The following is an 18,835-nucleotide window of genomic DNA, read 5'->3' as shown; positions in this document are numbered from 1 at the left end:
ACCCATTTCATTTAAAAGCTTGAGCTAGCTCAAGCGATTTAATACCAAAATTTACTCGGCACCCATTTCCTTGAGCAGACGATCAGCTTTGTCTACATGCTTCATCTGCCACAGCATATAACGCAGATCGACCTGGATGGAGCGGGAATTGGCCTTGTTGTAATCCCAATCAGAAATGATGGAATCCAAAGTGCCGTCAAATGCCAGGCCTATGAATTCGCCTTTGGCATTCAAAGCAGCAGAACCCGAGTTACCACCAGTAATATCAAGTGTCGCCAGGTAATTTACTGGTACTGTTTTGAGTTGCGGATCTACATACTTGCCAAAGTCTTTGCCTTTGATTGCCGCCAATTGCGTTGCCGGGGCATTGAATTCACCCTTGCCTGTTGCTTTGGGTGGAATGCCATTGACTGTAGTAAATGCACTCCAGGCCAAACCATCAGCAGTACCATGGTCACGACCAGCTACTTTGCCGAAGGTAACACGCAAGGTGCTATTTGCGTCAGGATATACCGCCTGCCCCTTGCTGTTCATGTAAGCAATTTTTGCTTTCATGTAGTTACCATAGGCTTGCTGGATTTTACCGGAGAGTTCTTCCTCTTCAGCTTCTTGCTTCAAACCACCTTCATACATGGCAACGGCTGCTTTGATGAAGCTATCATTGCTGGCTTTAAAGTCTGCTGGCTTGGCATTCAACCATGCGCTGCGAGCGGCTTTGTCACCCAGCTTGCTACCAGCATAGAGAGTATCAAGCAGGGACTTAAGCTCGGCCTCTGTCATACCATCCTTGATACCCAAGGCTGCATCAAAATTGGCATTACGTTCCGCTTTTGCTTGCGCTGCATATTTACTCAGGTTGTATATCACCAGGGCTTTGTCGACTTTCTCATCGTAATTGCGCTCTACAGCATCTACGCCTGCCTTAAAGCGTGGCAAATCACGCACCTGGAAGCCAGCTTTACGCTCTGCATCTGGTTTGACCGTTTCATTGGACAGACGATACAAAGTGCGAGCTGTACCAAGGAAGCGAGGGGAAGAATTCATGAGATAAAAATCACGTTTGCCGATTGCATCACGCTCAGCAATCAGTTTTTCCACTTGCACAATATCGCTGGCATATTCTTTTGCACGCGCAGGGCTGCTGTTAATCCAGGCTTTCAGATCATCATGTTCCTTGGCCTTGCGTGCCAGGATATCGCTACCGGCATAGCTGTCAAGCATGCCCTGACGATTTTTGTAGTAGTTGTTAATGCCTGCAACCTGGCCCGCATACTTCAGTTTTGCATCAGGATTATCGCTGGTTTCTTTAGCGATAATGGCCAGCATGTCACCAGAGCCTTTCACGAAAGCGGGATAATTCCAGTCGAAAGTATAGGCAACTTCTGAAGGCAGGCGATGGCGATTGGTGCGACCTGGGTAGCCCAGCACCATGATGAAATCGCCTTCTTTCAAATTGTCTTTAGCCAGTTTGAGGAAATGCTTGGGTACGTAAGGAACGTTGTCTTTACTATAGTCAGCTGACTTACCATCCTTGCTGACGTAGGCGCGGTAGAAGCCGTAGTCACCGGTATGACGTGGCCACATCCAGTTGTCGGTATCACCACCAAACTTGCCTACACCTTCAGGCGGGGCGTGCACCAGGCGGACATCTTTGATTTCCAGTTGCTTGATGAGATAAAACTCAAGTCCACCATAATATGGATAAACATTGCAACGGTGACCGGCATCTTTTTCGCATTCTGCGACAATGGCTTTGGAATTTTTTTCTATGGCATCAACACGGTTTTTGCCGTTCAATTTCGCCGTATTTTTATCGATGATCTTGTCACTGACATTATTGACTTCTTTGGTCACGAAAATGCGTGAGCCTGGAGACGCCGGCAATTCTTCATCCAGGCTATTTGCCAGGAAACCATTGGCCAGCAAATTGCGCTCTGGCTTGGAATTATGGGCAACACTGTTGTAGACGCAGTGGTGGTTGGTCGCAACCAAGCCTTGAGGTGAAACAAACGATGCAGAGCAACCACCCAGACTTACAATGGCCCCCATGGGGAATTCTGTCAGCTTGGTTAATGTTGCTGGATCGAGTTTCAGACCTGCGGCCTTAAGTTGCTTGGCAACTTGCGGCAATTGTTGGGGCATCCACATGCCTTCGTCTGCGCTAGCTATCTGGCAAAGGCTCATGACCGCCAGCGTGGTAAGTGTTTTTTTCATCATATTGTTATAAAAAGATGTGAAAATTATAAATGGTTTCCCTCGTACACCTTAGGGCAAGCTTAGGGCGAACTTAAAGCAAGCTCAAGGCGCGATTAGTTTAGTCTGAGAAACTGAACGAAAGTTCAGTATTTCGCACAAATTTCTGCCAAGAGCGCGATTTGTAAGCGATTGCCAGGCAGTACGAAGCCTTACCATGAAACTAGTCGACATCACTCTCCTTCATTTGATGCTTCTCTTGCAATAGCATTTGCTTTTCATTTTCTCGGGCTGCACGCTCATTAGCCAGTTCTGCCTTCAAGCTTTCTATAAGCTCTCCGCTCTGGTGTAATTGCTTTTGCAGCTGCTCCATTTCGGTTTTGCTGGTGATTAGCATAGACTGCGCCGTCTCCATGCGCCCTCTTTCTATCATTAATTCTTTCATAGTGGAGTCACGGATGTCGGTAAGTGCCGACAACTGTCCTTGCAAGCTACCGACGTCCTGGCGCAAGTTGCCTGTTTGCTCGCGCAAGGCCTGCATTTCCTTCTGGTGGCTATCTTGAGTCTGAGCCATTGAGCTACGCAGCAGATCCAGCTCTTTTTGCAACTTGCCACTCTGCAGTCTTTCTCTGTCCACTTCCATGAGCGCGCGCTTTTCTGCGACTCTGAAGCGCTCTTCGGCAAACAAGGATGCTTGGCGCTGCTTTTCCAATTCCAGAGTAAATTCCTGAGTCACTACCTGTAATCTGGATTGGTACTGGGCTATTTCCGACTTGCTGGAAGCAAGCTGGGTATCAAGGCTCTCATTCCTGACCTGCAAGGTGGTGACTTCATGCTCCATTTCTTGAATGCTGGCCTTGGCTACCGTCAACTCATTCGTTAAAGATCCCTGTGATTTCAGCATCACCTGCATTTCCAGCTCCGCCATTTCTTTTGCGGCATTGGCAGCAATAAGCTGCTCTGCGGTCTCAGCGCGATAAGTAGACAAAGATTCCTGCGCCTGCTCCAAGGCAACTGACCACAGGCTGACTGCCATTGTCGCAGTTGCCTGCCTTAAAGCCTCCGGCAAATCCGGGTGCTCTATTTTGACCCTGCTCTTCTCCCGTAAATCTTTCCAGAAACGGTTCAATGCCTCGGCTGGCGCTGACATGCTGCCCTTGCGCACAAGCTGATAGAGCTTATTGGCAGTTGGCGTCATGCCATAACGGAAGAACATAGTTGCACAAACCTCTCTGTACAAGTCCTGTGTTTGCGTGAATTGCTCGCGCAGCGCTTCAATATCGGCTAACAGCATGCGTTCGTCTGATGTTGAAATGTTCATATTATTTCCATTATTAATTTAATGGATAATACAACGTATTATGTTGGATATTTAATTAAATTAAAAATTAATATGACATTACTTTTATAATGTCATTATAATTTGACTCTTACGTCGAAATACGCAATGCCTGACCACCCAACATCCACGGATCGCAGCAGATAGCCTCAAAAAAATGAATATCGATATTTTGACCATGCCGACAACATTGGAAAATGTGCACTTGCCCAAAGATATGGATGGCAGCAGCGGCAACAACCGAGCCACAGGCAATCGGCCACAAATTAAGGCAGATAACGATATTGATGCCATCAAAGCCTGGTTGGCGCGCTTTTGGGATACGAAAACGACCTTCGATAATTACCGCAAAGAGGCTGAGCGTCTGTTACTCTGGTCGACGGTACAATTAGGCAAGCCACTATCCTCACTGACACATGAAGACTGGCTCAGTTACCAAAGATTCTTAGCCTGCCCACAGCCGGCTACACGCTGGGTAATGCGGGACAAGCGAAAATTTTCTCGCAAACATCCTGAATGGCGACCATTCTCTGGCCCGCTGTCGCTTGGCAGCCAGCGCCAGGCGGCGGTGATATTGAATGTCATGTTTTCCTGGCTGGTGAATGCAGGCTATCTGGCGGGCAATCCACTTTCTTTGTCTCGTCAGCGCAGCAGAAAAGCCAAGCCACGCATTACTCGTTATTTGGAAGATGAACTGTGGTCTGAAGTCAAGCAGAGCATAGAGCTCATGCCTAAAGAAACTGAACGTCAGCGTGAACAATATTTCCGTCTACGCTGGCTGTTTTCCCTGCTTTATCTGTGCGGCCTCAGAATATCCGAAGTGATAGTGAATACCATGGGAAGTTTTTTCTGCCGACGTGACAGAGACGGAAGGGAGCGCTGGTGGCTGGAAATCTTAGGCAAAGGAGACAAACTCAGAATCGTACCCGCGACAAATGAATTAATGCTGGAACTGAGCCGCTATCGCACAGCCAAAGCTTTAAGCCCCCTGCCCTCGCAAGCCGAACCACTGCCGCTGCTGCTGCCTATCGGCAGTAGAACAGATCCAATGACGCGCGGCGCTTTGCACTCCATAGTAAAAAAGGTTTTTCAACAAACAGCAGAGAGATTAAGGCTGCATGGAGAGTCATACTCCGCCCTTGCTGACCGCGTTGAACAAGCTTCTGCACACTGGCTGCGGCATACAGCTGGTTCGCATATGGCCAATAATGACATCGACTTGCGTCACATTCGAGATAATCTTGGACATGAGTCCTTAAGCACCACCAATAATTATTTGCACACCACAGATGACGCACGCCACACCGAGACAGAAGCCGGGCATAAAATTAATTGGTGAGTCAATTCGCCGAACCAAATAATGTGAGCTTTGCAAAGTAGGCAAGAGAGGTAATAGTGCTTGAGGTGCGACCCGGTACCACCAAAGCAAGTCCTTGAAAATTCTTTGTAAACAGATCAAAGAATTTTTCTCAATGCCTCGCGCAACTCGGATAATTTGGGCGGCTTACTCAATACATAATCCACATGAGATGGGGAGTCACCGTCGTCAACAAGGCGCTGACCCCAGCCTGTCAGCATGATGATGGGGGTGGCAGGAGATTTTTGCTTGATTGAGTTCGCCAGTTTGCGGCCATCAACATAAGGCATGCCTAAATCTGTGATGACAACTGCAAATGGATCGCCTTGGGCATGAGCATCATTAAACGAGTCTATACCCGCCTGACCGCCGTCAGCAGAAATCACGCTGTGGCCATCAATTTCCAGTATATCGCGCAGAGATTTAAGTACCATGGGGTCATCATCAACTACCAGGATACGTCTTTGTGTTGGGATAGTATCGGGCGCGGGCAAGTGCGAGACTTCACTCACGGTTGTTGGCACCAGAAAACTCAGGCGCATGGTCGTGCCTTTACCGATTTCTGTCAATATTTCTATATGCGCACTATGCCTTTCTACCATGCCATACACCATGGCCAAGCCCAAACCCGTACCGCGCTCTCCTTTGGTGGTGAAAAACGGTTCCAGGCAACGGCGTCTGGTATCGTCCGACATGCCTACGCCAGTATCGCAAACGTCAATACACACCTGCTTCAAAATAACTTCTTTGGTTGACTCAAGCAAGTCTTGCACGACATTGGTACGTACCGTGAGCACCCCGCCGTCAGGCATGGCATCTACCGCATTGAAAATCAAATTGGTCAGCGCTTCCCTGATTTCGCCATGCACTCCCATGATGTCAGGCAAATCAGGGGAAAACTCAGTATTCACATTAATGACGATGCCACGCTGCTGCGGCATATCGCTCCACCGCGCACGTGTCAGATCGATGACTTGTTGCACCAAATTATTGACATTGACAGGCAACAGGGTCAACTGAGGGGCGCGCTGACGATAAAACTCCCGCATTCTGGCTACAGTAGCTGCGACATCGTCGATAGCGCGGGAAATGACTTCGAGATAGTTGCGGCCTTTGACGCTAAGATTTTTTTCCGTTTCAAGCAAGGATTCAGTATATAAAGCCACTGGGGAAATTGCATTATTGATGTCATGTGCGATTCCACTCGCCATCTGCCCAAGTGCACGCAAACGTTCCTGCTGCATAATGGATTGCTGGGTTTGGCGTAAATCATCATACGCCTGTTGCAATGCTGTATAGAGTTGCGCCTGGTTGGCTGCCAATGCGACATGCTCACTCAATTGCCTTAAGAACTCACATTCACCACTATTAAAGCTATGCGCTTGCCGCTTGGCGACAACCAGCACACCAAAAACAGTACTCTCTGCTCTCAAAGGTGCCATCACCAAGGCATTAAGCCCACCTGCAAACAGCCTTTGTGGAAACGGAAAGTCAACCTTACTGATATCCGCCTCATAGACAAGATGCCCACGCACGCAACGCAACAAACCATTCTCATCAATAGACACTTGGGCATTTTGCGTCATGGACAACTCCTGTGCCAATGACTCACTACGCAAACCAACACTGGTGACGGTCAGTAAATTTTTCTCCTGGTTATAGAGACAGACACAACTAAAATCGACCGGCAAATGATCTTCAAGACTGCGAATAACGACCTGGAAGATGCTGGGTAAATCCTGGCGCTCACCTATAGAGCGAGTGATCTGATGCAATAAACTGAGGCGTGCGAGTTGTGCTTGTGCTTTTTTTTCTATTTGCTGGCGTTCAATTATTTCTGCCTGCAATTCTTCATTGATATTAAACAAGGCGTCACGTGACACCGTGGTCAATTTGAGTTTTTCTGTCATGCCATCGAATGCGCGGGCAAGGTCTCCTATCTCATCCTGGCTTTCAAATCGCAAGGAAAAATCGAGGTTGCCAGCGCCCACAATTGCCGTTCCCTCCCGCAGTTTCTCTAGCGGGCGACTGACACTTCTGAGCGTAATGTAAATAGTCACTGTGACGACCAGAACAACGATACCGCCAAATAAGATCACTGCATTGAAAGCCCTTTGTTGCGCATTCAAAGCACCAATACGGCTTTGTTCAGACAAATTCAAGGCATCTGAAATCATGGCCTGGGTTTTATTCGTTATTTGACCAAGCAAGCGTGATTCCAGCTCTTCGAGTATCTCGGCTTTTTCCTTTTCGCGTAGCAATTCATGATGATTACTTACTAGGAGAGTAAATAATTGCTCTATGTTTTCATTGGCACTACGCAAGTCAGAAATGGCTTCCTTATCAGTGAATTCTGCAAGCTCTTCCGCACTTGCCAACCGCTTTGCCAGGGAATTGCTACGCAATTGCCATTGCGCCCTTGTGCGCTCATCATGACGCAAAGCGTATTCCAGTGTTAAATATCGCAAAGAAGTCACTGCTTGCAATAACTCGCCAGCAGCTTCGTTTTTTGCAATTTCCCGCTTCATTTGCAAAGTAGTAGACAACAGAATGACTGCAATCACAGCCACGATGGCTAAAGAGATTAATTCCGCAAATTTCAGTCGAGTTGAAATTTTCACTTTGGAATCTCAATGAATAATGGTCACTGCAGAGGGTTTTATTTTCTCCATGCCATCGAGGTAGACATAATCGAGATAATTTGGTACTTCAGTCTTGTTGGTCAGTTTGTTCTTGATAGCCCATCTCGCCTGATCCTCTAAAGCCAGCAACAATCCCTGATCAAGCACTATTTCAAAGCGGTAGGTCGCCCATGCAGCGCGCTGTTCCTTGGTATCCGTTTTCTTACCTGCTTCATGGATCACTCGTGCTGCATCGGGCATGTCATTGCAGTATTGGCTACCCTGGTCTAATGCACGCAATACCTTCCTGATGGTTTCTGGTTGCTCGGCGATATAGCTGCGCATGCCGACCACATTGTACAAACTCTCATAGACATCCTTACCATAAAAAACCACGCCATTACTGCCAAGACGCGTCATCATGGTGTTTAAAAATGGCTCCCAGGAAGCAACAGCATCAACTTCACCACGATCAATTGCATCCGCAAATTCTTCTGGTTTGTAGTTAATCACGGTGACATCTTTCACCGATAATTTTTGGCGATTCAAAAATGCGCTAAGCGTGAAATGGCTGGACGTACTGAGTGTTACACCCACGCGCTTGCCTTTCAGGTCAGCGGGCGTCAATACGCCGCGATCCCTGCGCCCAACAATGCCGTGATCTTTCTCGGTCTTGAATATGGTAGCAATTACTGAGACAGGTCTTTGATCAAGCCCGGCAAACATGACAGGAATGTCGGCCACTGTTCCAAGATTAGCCTGACCCTGCAAGACGGCATCCATGGCAGCTTTACCACTGGAATGCGATTGAATCAAAACGACAATGCCTTCTTTGGCAAAGTAGCCCTTTTCTCTTGCTGCTGTAATTGAGCAAGTCCCAACATATTCTGTATTGGTTGCGATAATGACTTGCTGTAGCGAGGACTCAGGTTTCGCAGGTGTACGCATTATCCAAAGATAGAGAAGGCCGATCGAGAATGCCACCAAAAACAGGCAGACCAGCCAGGTCAGGACAGTCTTATTATTCAATTGCCTGGATTTCACACCCGTCATGCCGACTCTCCTTCTTAATTTTCCAAATACCCACTCCGTCGATACCGAAACTGCGCACAGGTGGAGATCAATCTAGTAAAAGTTTATCTGGTGAAGTCAGGATATTCTTGCTGTTGAAGCGACCTCTTTGCGCCTGGAGCAAATTTTTGCAGCAAATAAGTGCAAATTTGTTAATTTTATTCTAGTTCTTTTAGCAAATTTAAGCAAGCAATCGCAGTTTTGTTGTCAAGGTCATCTTCTTCATGCCACGCTGAAATGGATATGGCAACTAGTTTGTACTGACGTAGATAAGTAAAGAGTGCCCTTATTTCTGCATGGGATGGACCTTGTTTTACATGATACTTTAATGCAGGCAATTTTGCCTTATCATCAATCACATCTGTATCAAAATGCAGATAAATGTTCTCTCCTGGCAACAAGTGCTTATGTACATCCTCGATTTTGCAGATGCTTATTCGAGAGCTTTCTAAAGACTCTTTTTCACCAAGATCAAGGTCACGCGCATCCGATAAAATAATTTTTTCTTCAGGAAAGGCCTGAATACCAATTGCATCCAGGAAGGCGCCAACTGAGTCACGACTATCTTTGCGCCGGTCTCGTTTACCGACCAGCATGGCCAAAGGCATTCCTCCAAGATATTTAGTGTGCGTCGTTCCCCAGGTATGAAAATCCCCGTGAGCGTCCAGCCACAATATACGGTCTGGCAAATTGCCAGCCATTTGCAAACCTGCCAGCGTACCTAAAGCAGAGAAACAATCACCCGCGATAGTGACAGGCCGACCTCCACGCTCAAGGATTTGTCTGACGGCATGGGCATGTAGCGCATAAATTTGCCCCATTCTGCGCAACTTTTCATTAGCGTCATTAATCTTGCCTTCGACGAACTCAGGAACATCCAATACCTGCCACTGCTGTGGACTGACATCATTGACACGCGCCAGACCATCCCTTCTCTGGCCTGTCAAAAATGGAACGAGCAAGTGATTTTTTATAACCATGTTTCAGGATTCATTTGATAAGCTAATGCATCCATCATTATCTTTACCTCTCTTCGCTCAGCCAGACGTAATAGACTATCTTCACGTTTTCGCCAGCGCCTTATTTTGGGAGCCTCGGTTGCCATCGTTACAGGAAAAGCCGGTAATCCAGACATGTCCTGCAAGTCCAGGTAAGAAGTGATCTTCTTAATAACGCTGGCAGGCTTGGACAAAAACTCTTCAAAAGAAACCGACAAACAGCTGACTTGACTGTCAAAGATAGATTGATGAGCAGATAGCCATTGATTCAGACACACCTCCTCCAGGTTGGCGTTGATATATTCTTTCCAGTTTGGTGGCAGATCAAATTTCCACCAATGCTTTCCAAAGCCGACGAGATTGGTATATCCCTTGATTGCCAAATCAACCCCTACTGATTCCACATTTCGTGAAAAGAAAGCGATGGGAGAAAGCCAGCCATCCATCAAACCATTTACTGACTGCGCATAGCCACGGGTCAAATGTATGTATCTGATTTGCGCATTCGGAAATAATTGCTCATACATCCCTATTCTATAAACGTCAGGTGGTGTTTTAAAGAGCAGGGTTTTGTCGCCTGCATCAGCAGGTCCGAATGGTCGTCTATAGTGACGTGGGATGACAAATGGAGGCTCTTCCAATTTAATCACCTCATTAAAGCAATGGCTTGCTGCTGGATTTTTTTTGCCATCATAGTAATCCAGTCGCCAGGTCTCATTTTTGAAGACTCTGGACAAGACCAGTTCCTGCAACATGGCCTCACCTTGTATTTGCTGCTCTCTGGCCTGATCAAAGACCGTCTCTAGGTCCCGCACAAGCTGAAGATAGATTCCAGCTTGAGAAAACAATGCAGGATATTGCAGTAAGAGGCGTTTTTTCCATCGATCCTGAAGTATGTCGTAGTCAGGAACCTCAACGGCAGGCAAACTCATGTCATCAAGGATATTGTCCAGCAATGCTTCTTTATCATTCAAGTGCGTGATGACATCACTATCGCTGTTGCAGGCAAAGCCATTTCTGGTCAAGGCCAGGAATGGTTCAACTTCGCCATCCATGGAGGCAATATCAGGATGGGCAGATAGCACGCTCTTCAATAGACTGGAGCCAGATCTTGGTGCAGTCAAAATGACTGCCACCTTTTTGACAGCTTGGCCACGATCTGTATGTGCTATTTGGCGCAAATCATTAATGGTATCGATGACATCCATCACTACACCGTGGACTTTGCACGCCTCATGACAAAGGCATAGAATTTCTTGGTCTCTGCCTTATCCGCTGCTGCGCTTGCCAATGTCCTCACAGAGAAACCGGCAGCTTTTGCCAATGCCTTGATCTCATCAATGGCACCAAAATTGGATTGTGCAAAATAAATCCGTCCTCCTGGCTTCAAATGCTTGCCCACGTCAGTAAAGAACTGGGTATTTGTCTTGAAATCTGTATCCCATTGTGATCTTGCAACCACATCAGGGGCGGGCTTGTTACGAAAAGGCAGATTGGCCGTAATAACATCAAACTGCTCATCTTTAAGTGCCTGGAACAGATTGGATTTTTTTACCTTCATGAGTTTATCAAAGCCATGCATTTTGGCATTGTGCTTCGCACTCTTGATAGCTGAGGGATTAATATCTACTGCAGTGACTTTACTCGCGCCCCCATAACAGGCGAATATGGCAATGACCCCGGAACCTGTCCCAACATCCAGCACACTTTCACCTGCCTTGATTTTGAAACTTTGCACCAAAGGTTGACTGTCCGTGAATGGCCAGAAAGTTTCAGGGAAAACCAGGAACTCCTTGCCCAGGTACTTGACAGTTTTCCCATTAGGATCAATGTCCTTAAAAGCCTTTTGTCGGTTTTTTTGCCAGCGATCTATGTGAGTAAGGTTAGATGCAGATGTTTGTTCCATGGCTATCCCTTTCAAAAGATAATTGCAGAAAATACCTACCTCAAGCATTTCTCAGCAAAGTCACAAGCTGAAATATGGATCTTGTTCTAAGCCCGTTTTTTATTCGCAGCAAACTCCAGGGCGAGGTCTATTACTTCACTAAATTTTTCTATGTCTATCGGTTTAGTGACATAAGAGAAAAAACCAGCACTATTTCCTTTTTCAAGATCTGCAGGCATCGCATTCGCAGTGACAGCAATAACCGGGATGTGCGCAGTTTTCGGGTCATCGTGCAGGAAACGGCGCGTTTCTATACCATCAATACCTGGCAAGTTAATGTCCATCAAAATCACATCCGGCAAATACAATCGCGCTTGTTCTATGCCCAGCAAACCATCTGTTGCAGTCAACAACACCAAATCCGAACGCAGACGTATCAACTCAGCAACCAGGCGCAAATTAGTTGGATTGTCTTCAACATAAAGCAGTGACTTCTTGACAGATGTTCTGTCGTTTGTGATGCTTCCGTGAGTCAACTCTTTAGTGTTCATTTCCTGGCTTGCAGGACTGGTGGCTGCCCCTGGAAATTTAACCCAAAATGTGCTGCCTACACCTACCTGGCTGTGTATGCCTATGCTGCCTTGCATGGCCTCTACCAAATGTTTTACCAGTGACAAGCCTATGCCAGTGCCCTCTTCATTGAACACTTCTCGCCCCAGGCGATTGAATGGCTGGAAAATGGTTTCCAGCTGGACTACGCTCAGCCCTATGCCGCTATCCATAACTTGAACGCAAATAAGGCCATCCTCGCTGGCATGAACCGTAATCTTGACGGTGCCACTTTCACGATTGTATTTGATGGCATTGGATAAAAGATTGATTAAAACTTGTTTTAAACGAATGCGATCAGCCGTCACAAAAAAACGCGTATTTTCTTGAAAATCTACGCTGATCCTACGCTTTTTAGCGAGTGGCTCTATCATCGTCTTGCACTCACCAAGTATTTCATCAAGAGCGATAGCTTCTACCGACAACTTCATCGCACCAGACTCCACTTTTGCCAGGTCCAGGATTTCATTGATAAGTGTCAGTAAATGACTCCCTGCTTCTTCTATGTGCTTGGCGAATTCTTTCTTTTCATCCAGGCTGGTCTGCAGTGTTTCAGAGGCGAGTATTTGTGCAAAACCCAGGATGGCATTCAAAGGCGTGCGTAGTTCATGACTCATATTGGAAAGAAAGGTCGACTTCGCACGATTGGCGATTTCTGCCTGTGTCCTGGCTTGCTCGAGGTCTTTATTGAGCGCCACCAGCTCTATCGTATGCTCACGCAATTGCCGTTCCAGTTTGGCATTTGCCATACGCAAGTGGCGCGTATCCATGGCGCGTACCAGCACCGGCAAGATGGATGAAATTTTGAATGGTTTGATGATGTAGTCAAGTGCACCAACCTTCATGGCCTTGACTGCGGATGCAATACTACCTTCACCCGTCATGACGATGCATGCCAGATCAGAATCAATTTTTCGTGCCGACTCCACCATGGCAATGCCATCCAGGCCAGGCATCATCAAATCTGTCAACAGCAGGTCAAATGTATTGCTGCGCAAATAATCGAGTGCTTCGATCCCGTTTGCAAAACCAGTCGTTGCATAGTTGTGGTCACGCAACAAATCACACAAAGCTTGTAAGTGTGCAGTCTCATCATCAACTATCAAAATGCGTGCTTGCATTTGGGATAATGTCATTCGAACTCCTGGCACAGTCTGAACGTTCAACATCTATCACTTGCCTGGCAGATTTACCCAGGCTAGCAAACCGAACATGGACTGACGCACAATGTAGATTGCCGGACAAATTGATTTAGGTGATTCTTCTTATAAGCATATTAGCATTTTTTGAAAACGATGATAAAAAATAAGCAATGCAAGAATGCCTATAGATGCAATACTTTGTAAAAGAATATGAAATATCCTGCCGCTTCAGTTGAAGGGCGCTAATGGTAAATGAACATTAGAAATCAAGACGGATGCTTAAGCGCAGACTGGTCTACAAAACCTGTGCGATGCAACATGACAATAGCTTCATGCGTATTTCCGCCTATGGCATCTTGCAGCGTGTATTTATCCAGTGTTGCATAAAATGCATATAAGGCCTGATCAAGCACGGACTTGAGCTGGCAATTACCTCGCAGGGCGCAAGGCGGCGTAGCGCAATCGATGAGTGCAGTCACGCCTTCCAGTTCGCGAATGACACTACCCAGGCGATATTGTTTTGCATCCTGGGCCAGGGCCATACCACCGCCCTTCCCCCTGGTTGTGATAATCCAGTTTTTCTGAGCCAGAAAATGCACGACCTTGACCAAATGATTACGGGAGACGGAAAACTTGTCAGCAATCTCACTGATAGTGACGGGATCTTGCCTGTCTTTGTGACTCAAATACATGAGCACACGCATGCCAAGATCGGTAAAGTGGGTCAATTGCATAAAATTTTTCTGATATGTCCTTATCGCTTGCGCATAGTAATACAGAACTACATAAAACAAGGCCATACGCTTTTGTTTCTTGCAAGGATATGGCCTAAAAATGAATTAATGCGCAAATCCACCACTACCGAAAGCTTCTTTATGTATACGGTCTGAGGCGATACCCATATCCCGCAAACTGGTGATTTGTGCCTGCATGAACGCACGCGGGCCACATACATAGTAATCAGCATCAGCCAATAAAAAATCTGAAGACAAATCTTGCAGATTCAATCGTCCCTGTTGATCGTAATCAATCGCAACCTGGTCTTCTGCGCGAGGCACTTCGTAGTACGTCATTGTTTTGACTTGTGCAAATTGCTGACTCCACTCACGCACTTGCTGTTTGAAAGCATGCACCCCACCATGACGGCATGCATGCAAAAAACGAATCTGACGTGGAGTATTTTGCTTAAGTAGATGTTCCAGCATCGCCAGCTTGGGCGTCACACCGACACCAGCGCTGATTAACACAACTGGCGTATCTCGGTCTTCATGCAACACATAATTGCCCATGGGGGGCGCGACATCCAGCATGGCACCTTGCTGCACATCTCTATGCAATACATTGGAAACCAGTCCAGCAGGTTTTCCTGGCATCTCTGCTTCACGTTTGACAGAGATGCGTAAATACTCCTGACCTGGTGAGCACGACAGGCTGTATTGCCGTGGTTGCATGATGCCCAGTTCTGGCACAAATACTTTGACAGAGATGTACTGCCCCGGCTGATAGTCAGGTACTGCGCCACCATCGGCTGGTTTCAGATAAAAGGAGCTGATCTCATCACTTTCTACTATTTTTTTGCTGACTACAAAACTGCGCCAACCTGTCCATCCACCAGGAATCGTCGCTGCTTTTGCATAGATGGCAGTCTCTTGCGCAATTAATACATCGGCGAGCTGACCGTAAGCAGCTGCCCATGCCTGCAATAATTCATCGCTGGCAGCATTTCCCAATACCTCTTTGATCGAAGCCAGTAAATGCTTGCCGACTATAGGGTAATGCTCTGCCCTGATACCAAGGCTCACATGCTTATTTGCCACCAGCGTAAGTACTGGCAACAAGACCATGGGACTGTCTATGTGTTCTGCATAAGCCAGCACCGCCATTGCCAAGGCTTGTTGCTGGCTGCCGGATTGCTGATTGCCTTGATTGAAAATGGGTTTTAGTTCGGGGTTGTGAGCAAACATGCGTGCGTAAAAATGACGCGTCAATGTGACGCCATGCTCCTTCAATACCGGAACTGTCGCCTTAACCAAATTTCTAGTAGTAGTGTCTAACATAATAGTCTTAGATATATATTAAATACATGTTTAAAGCCGCATCAAAACACGAAGGCTAAAAACAACCATGAACATCACTGGGATTGCATGGACACATCATAAACCCTTAAACATATATTGTAAATACATGTTTATATCCACTCTGAGCCAGATCAAAGATTTTAAAAAATGCATCTCTTTTGGGATTAAGCATGAATCTCTGCTATTACATGAGATCCATGCCATCTTACTTACAATAAGCGACTATGCCTGGGCAATTTTGCAGACAAGTACTCAAGTTGATCAGCTATCACATTCCTGCCACTCAATATGAAATGCTCGAAACGGCAAGGAGCATAAGGAACATAAATTAAAGGCTTGAAATCATGTACCAATTTGTTGCCTTTTGCATGATTGCAGTCCTTGCAGGCAGTCACACAGTTCTCCCAGATATCTTTCCCGCCACGTGAGGTCGCCAGGATATGATCGCGGGATAAATCCAGATAAGGAAAAACTTCTCCGCAGTAGGCACAGATATGCCTGTCTCGTGCATAGAGCAGTCTGTTTCCATCTCCTAATGGAATCTGGTGACGGCTGTTTTTTGACATACGTTCACTATTCCTGATGGAGATGATGGGTTTGATGGCGATTTTTGATTGCTCGCCATCTTTGTTATAACCGCCACGCAGCGTGAAGACTTGATCACCTATATCCCACGCCACTTTGTTTGCGGCGTAATGGGTCGCAGCATCATTCTGACTTATCCAGTCATAGGGTACCCCAGCTATATCCAAAACCAATATTTGTTGCATACATCACCTGTTTCTATTGGGATGTTTTTCAATTTGGGAAGACGGCTGACAAAAACTCAATACACATCACTAGTCATGACTTCATTGTAGGCAGGAAAAGTCGATGCTGTAAGGCATGATGATCAAAATTCATTTTCTAAACATTTTCCAGCAAGATCTAACGGCGTTTTTTCCAGGAATATTCTGGTCCCGGATCGGCAACGCCTGCGCGGCCTACTGAATTCGGATTTTCACATGACATGGTGATATGGCGAATAGCCATACCTTGACGCTGCTCTGCACGCAAGGATTCAGAGAACTGCAAGGCAGCAGCCATATTTTCACCATCAAACTCTTTTGAGCAAGTTCGCTCTTGTCCATCTACCAGGATGGACCAATAAATCATAAACATATTTTCTATTTTTCTTATTTTTTTTGAAATTACAAAACGCATGCAGAACAATATCTGGATATTCTCCACATTTCAGCATGTTAAAAGAGGCTTTCATTCAAACCACTTTTAAGATGCTGCGGACAAATGATTAGCCCGCTACTAGCACCTCTTTCCATCCTCAAAAAGATGAAGCTTGAAAGGATCGTCAATACGTCGTCCCAAATTGTTAAAGAATCCCGTGTTACCCGGCGTTTTCCGGCACGACCGCCCCAAGGCGGGTTCTACTACTGGGTTTTCAGAGCAGTTAATCTGAAAACCAAAAAGGTAAAAAGCCCGGTGCATTATAGGCATCCGGGCTTTTCAACTCTCAATTCAGAAGGCAGAGACATGTCTGCTGCTCCTGAATTCAAGGATTACTCCCCCGAATATCCATCATGATAGACCTGTGAAATGCCAGCTCCCAACCGCTGCCCTGCACATAAAAACCAGTAACTGGTTTAGACCTTGCCAACGGCACAGCACCTGGTATTGCACTACCATTAGCTTCATTTGTTTCCAGCCAGTTGCTCAATAGCAGTCCAGCTCGCGCCGCGAGGCCCAAGCTTGGTTTAACTGACGATTGATGCATGGCTTGAATAATCATATCTTTGTTGATGTTGACGCTTTTTTAGTATTTACCAATTCATCTTGACATAATTTTTTCCAACAAACAAGTCTTTAAAAGAGTAATTTCTTCATTTAAAGAAGAAATTAAATAGAGTGTAGTTTTTATTACTTATTTCTCATGATGGAAATAAGCACTACCTTAACCTTGGCACTGAATTAATTTAGTCTATCTAACAAAGCTTGAGCCAATCCCTTTAACTCCAATTGCAATTGCGCAGGCTTGCGAATAACAAAATCAAAAGGCAAGGAAGCCAGTTGCCGTGCGAACCAAGCTAGATCATCGGATTGGTTATAAAGTAATACACCCTCAGGTGTTTGCTCCAGAACGGCAATAGCATCTGACAGATAATGACGTGCCGTCTGCATATCTGTGGCCAGCATAACCTCAACGCTATAGGCGCGCGGGATGCTTGCTACAGCACTGCGCAAGTGGTCAAGAATATTAAAGCCCATCGGCAAGTCAAAATACTGGGCCAATAGTTCAAACTTGAGAATGCGGTCAAGCCGAAAACTGCGTATGTCACGCCGCAAATGGCAATAGCCCACGACATACCAGTAAGCGGCATGATATGCGACACCATAACCATTGACTACGCGCTCACTCTTGTTGCCATCTCCTCCCTGGTAATACAGATGCACGCTGCGCTTTTGCGCAATGGCATCACTGAGCATGGTCAGTATCTCCTTGTCAGCTGGCATCATGGCAGGTTTCAGGTTCAGCTCTATCGACGCATTCGTGGCGGCCAGTCTTAGTCTGAGCTGCTCAGGCAAAATTCTTTGCAGTTTTGCCTGAGCGCTGTCTATTGCAGTTGGCACATCAAGTAACTTCATTTTGCGCGCAACAGACAAGGCAAGGGATATGGCGAAGCCCTCCTCCTCATTAAACATCATGGGCGGCAATTTAAAACCCGGCATGATGGCATAGCCGCCGTGGCGACCTCGCACTGCCATGATGGGTATGCCCATTTCCTCAAGGGTAAGGATATATCGACGCAGGCTGCGGCGATCAATTTCCAGCATCTGTGCCAACTCAGCCCCACTAAGCTGCCGATGATTTTGTAACAACTCCAGTAGAGCCAGCACACGGGTGGTTGGATGATAGGCTTTAGACATAGCGCAAGTTTATTTATTTAATAGGATAAATTATGCCCTATATATTCTTTATGCTGGCAGCTCTCGCTTCAGTTGAAGCAGGTTCCACAAGGAGAAAACATGAGCACAATAACAAACACCAGCAGTGTTAAGGATTTTGACTTTTTTATCGGCGATTGGATCGTGACACATCGTCGTCTCAAAGAGAGGCTTGCAGGCTGCCATGAATGGCAGGAATTTAAGGGCAATACCAGTGTCAGCAAGTTACTCGGTGGAGCAGCTAACGTCGATGACAATTTGCTGGAAATGCCGGATGGAGCCTATCGGGCAGCGACTCTACGTGCATTTGATGCAGACAAAAAAACCTGGTCTATATGGTGGCTGGATGGCCGCTACCCATCCCATCTGGATGTGCCTATGCAGGGACAATTCAGCAACGGTATTGGTGAGTTTTATGCAGACGACAGCTTTGCCGGGCAAACAATACGTGTACGCTTTTTATGGAGCATGCCAGCAATAGGTCAACCGCGCTGGGAGCAGGCATTTTCCACCGATGGCGGCATCCATTGGGAAACTAACTGGGTTATGGATTTTCACAGATCTGCTCTCCATTCCACCTGATCATTCGATGGGAACATATC

15 protein-coding genes are annotated in these 18,835 nt (G+C 46.4%); 2 read left to right on the top strand and 13 right to left on the bottom strand.

The features are described from left to right. Positions 1-51: 51 nt before the first annotated feature. Together ACO0LF_RS04690 and ACO0LF_RS04685 are read right to left on the bottom strand one after the other, a co-directional pair. Positions 52-2,214 carry a S46 family peptidase gene (locus ACO0LF_RS04690; RefSeq protein WP_423012463.1) on the bottom strand — a complete coding sequence of 721 codons (2,163 nt, stop codon included), beginning with the start codon at positions 2,212-2,214 and terminating at the stop codon, positions 52-54. 202 nt (positions 2,215-2,416) lie between these two features. Then, a complete protein-coding gene (locus tag ACO0LF_RS04685; protein ID WP_423012361.1) occupies positions 2,417-3,514 on the bottom strand; it encodes a DNA-binding protein in 1,098 nt (365 codons plus the stop codon). 175 nt (positions 3,515-3,689) lie between these two features. Between ACO0LF_RS04685 and ACO0LF_RS04680 the strand changes: the two genes are divergently transcribed. After that, entirely contained in the window at positions 3,690-4,871 is a 1,182-nt protein-coding gene (locus ACO0LF_RS04680) for a tyrosine-type recombinase/integrase (RefSeq protein ID WP_423012359.1), read from the top strand. 116 nt (positions 4,872-4,987) lie between these two features. Here the strand turns inward: ACO0LF_RS04680 and ACO0LF_RS04675 are convergent, their stop codons facing one another. The 11 genes from ACO0LF_RS04675 to ACO0LF_RS04625 form a co-directional block, all read right to left on the bottom strand. After that, complete coding sequence (locus tag ACO0LF_RS04675) at positions 4,988-7,510, bottom strand: response regulator (protein WP_423012357.1); 2,523 nt, start codon at positions 7,508-7,510, stop codon at positions 4,988-4,990. Between the two features lie 9 nt (positions 7,511-7,519). After that, positions 7,520-8,563 carry an ABC transporter substrate-binding protein gene (locus ACO0LF_RS04670; protein ID WP_423012356.1) on the bottom strand — a complete coding sequence of 348 codons (1,044 nt, stop codon included), beginning with the start codon at positions 8,561-8,563 and terminating at the stop codon, positions 7,520-7,522. Positions 8,564-8,739: 176 nt separating this feature from the next. Further along, on the bottom strand, positions 8,740-9,561 hold the full coding sequence (locus tag ACO0LF_RS04665; protein WP_423012354.1) for an arginase family protein: 822 nt from the start codon (positions 9,559-9,561) through the stop codon (positions 8,740-8,742). Next, entirely contained in the window at positions 9,552-10,787 is a 1,236-nt protein-coding gene (locus ACO0LF_RS04660) for a sulfotransferase (protein ID WP_423012352.1), read from the bottom strand. The genes ACO0LF_RS04665 and ACO0LF_RS04660 overlap by 10 nt, the downstream gene beginning before the upstream one ends. 2 nt (positions 10,788-10,789) lie before the next feature. Beyond that, positions 10,790-11,485: a methyltransferase gene (locus ACO0LF_RS04655; protein WP_423012350.1), complete on the bottom strand. Its 696-nt coding sequence runs from the start codon at positions 11,483-11,485 to the stop codon at positions 10,790-10,792. 86 nt (positions 11,486-11,571) lie between these two features. After that, positions 11,572-13,209, bottom strand: a complete 1,638-nt coding sequence (locus tag ACO0LF_RS04650; protein WP_423012348.1) for a response regulator — start codon at positions 13,207-13,209, stop codon at positions 11,572-11,574. A 272-nt stretch (positions 13,210-13,481) separates the two neighbouring features. Then, positions 13,482-13,949 carry an RrF2 family transcriptional regulator gene (locus tag ACO0LF_RS04645; protein ID WP_423012346.1) on the bottom strand — a complete coding sequence of 156 codons (468 nt, stop codon included), beginning with the start codon at positions 13,947-13,949 and terminating at the stop codon, positions 13,482-13,484. Positions 13,950-14,054: 105 nt separating this feature from the next. Beyond that, the gene (gene hmpA / locus ACO0LF_RS04640) at positions 14,055-15,272 is read right to left on the bottom strand and encodes an NO-inducible flavohemoprotein (RefSeq protein WP_423012344.1); all 1,218 of its coding nucleotides are present in this window, start codon (positions 15,270-15,272) and stop codon (positions 14,055-14,057) included. A gap of 230 nt (positions 15,273-15,502) precedes the next feature. Further along, a complete protein-coding gene (locus tag ACO0LF_RS04635; protein ID WP_423001092.1) occupies positions 15,503-16,063 on the bottom strand; it encodes an HNH endonuclease in 561 nt (186 codons plus the stop codon). 157 nt (positions 16,064-16,220) lie between these two features. After that, positions 16,221-16,496: a hypothetical protein gene (locus ACO0LF_RS04630; protein ID WP_423012342.1), complete on the bottom strand. Its 276-nt coding sequence runs from the start codon at positions 16,494-16,496 to the stop codon at positions 16,221-16,223. 762 nt (positions 16,497-17,258) lie between these two features. Next, complete coding sequence (locus ACO0LF_RS04625; protein WP_423012340.1) at positions 17,259-18,215, bottom strand: helix-turn-helix transcriptional regulator; 957 nt, start codon at positions 18,213-18,215, stop codon at positions 17,259-17,261. Between the two features lie 99 nt (positions 18,216-18,314). Between ACO0LF_RS04625 and ACO0LF_RS04620 the strand changes: the two genes are divergently transcribed. Beyond that, the gene (locus ACO0LF_RS04620) at positions 18,315-18,815 is read left to right on the top strand and encodes a DUF1579 domain-containing protein (RefSeq protein ID WP_423012338.1); all 501 of its coding nucleotides are present in this window, start codon (positions 18,315-18,317) and stop codon (positions 18,813-18,815) included. The last annotated feature ends 20 nt before the right edge of the window (positions 18,816-18,835 follow it).

This window comes from Undibacterium sp. Di27W, assembly GCF_049340345.1.
Taxonomy (GTDB): Bacteria; Pseudomonadota; Gammaproteobacteria; order Burkholderiales; family Burkholderiaceae_D; genus Undibacterium.
This window is presented reverse-complemented; position numbering and strand designations above follow the sequence as displayed.

Coding starts and splice junctions, on each gene's coding strand:
- ACO0LF_RS04690 (WP_423012463.1), bottom strand. CDS start 2,214: ATGAAAAAAACACTTACCACGCTGGCGGTCATGAGCCTTTGCCAGATA.
- ACO0LF_RS04685 (WP_423012361.1), bottom strand. CDS start 3,514: ATGAACATTTCAACATCAGACGAACGCATGCTGTTAGCCGATATTGAA.
- ACO0LF_RS04680 (WP_423012359.1), top strand. CDS start 3,690: ATGAATATCGATATTTTGACCATGCCGACAACATTGGAAAATGTGCAC.
- ACO0LF_RS04670 (WP_423012356.1), bottom strand. CDS start 8,563: ATGACGGGTGTGAAATCCAGGCAATTGAATAATAAGACTGTCCTGACC.
- ACO0LF_RS04665 (WP_423012354.1), bottom strand. CDS start 9,561: ATGGTTATAAAAAATCACTTGCTCGTTCCATTTTTGACAGGCCAGAGA.
- ACO0LF_RS04660 (WP_423012352.1), bottom strand. CDS start 10,787: ATGGATGTCATCGATACCATTAATGATTTGCGCCAAATAGCACATACA.
- ACO0LF_RS04655 (WP_423012350.1), bottom strand. CDS start 11,485: ATGGAACAAACATCTGCATCTAACCTTACTCACATAGATCGCTGGCAA.
- ACO0LF_RS04650 (WP_423012348.1), bottom strand. CDS start 13,209: ATGACATTATCCCAAATGCAAGCACGCATTTTGATAGTTGATGATGAG.
- ACO0LF_RS04645 (WP_423012346.1), bottom strand. CDS start 13,949: ATGCAATTGACCCACTTTACCGATCTTGGCATGCGTGTGCTCATGTAT.
- hmpA (WP_423012344.1), bottom strand. CDS start 15,272: ATGTTAGACACTACTACTAGAAATTTGGTTAAGGCGACAGTTCCGGTA.
- ACO0LF_RS04635 (WP_423001092.1), bottom strand. CDS start 16,063: ATGCAACAAATATTGGTTTTGGATATAGCTGGGGTACCCTATGACTGG.
- ACO0LF_RS04630 (WP_423012342.1), bottom strand. CDS start 16,496: ATGCGTTTTGTAATTTCAAAAAAAATAAGAAAAATAGAAAATATGTTT.
- ACO0LF_RS04625 (WP_423012340.1), bottom strand. CDS start 18,215: ATGTCTAAAGCCTATCATCCAACCACCCGTGTGCTGGCTCTACTGGAG.
- ACO0LF_RS04620 (WP_423012338.1), top strand. CDS start 18,315: ATGAGCACAATAACAAACACCAGCAGTGTTAAGGATTTTGACTTTTTT.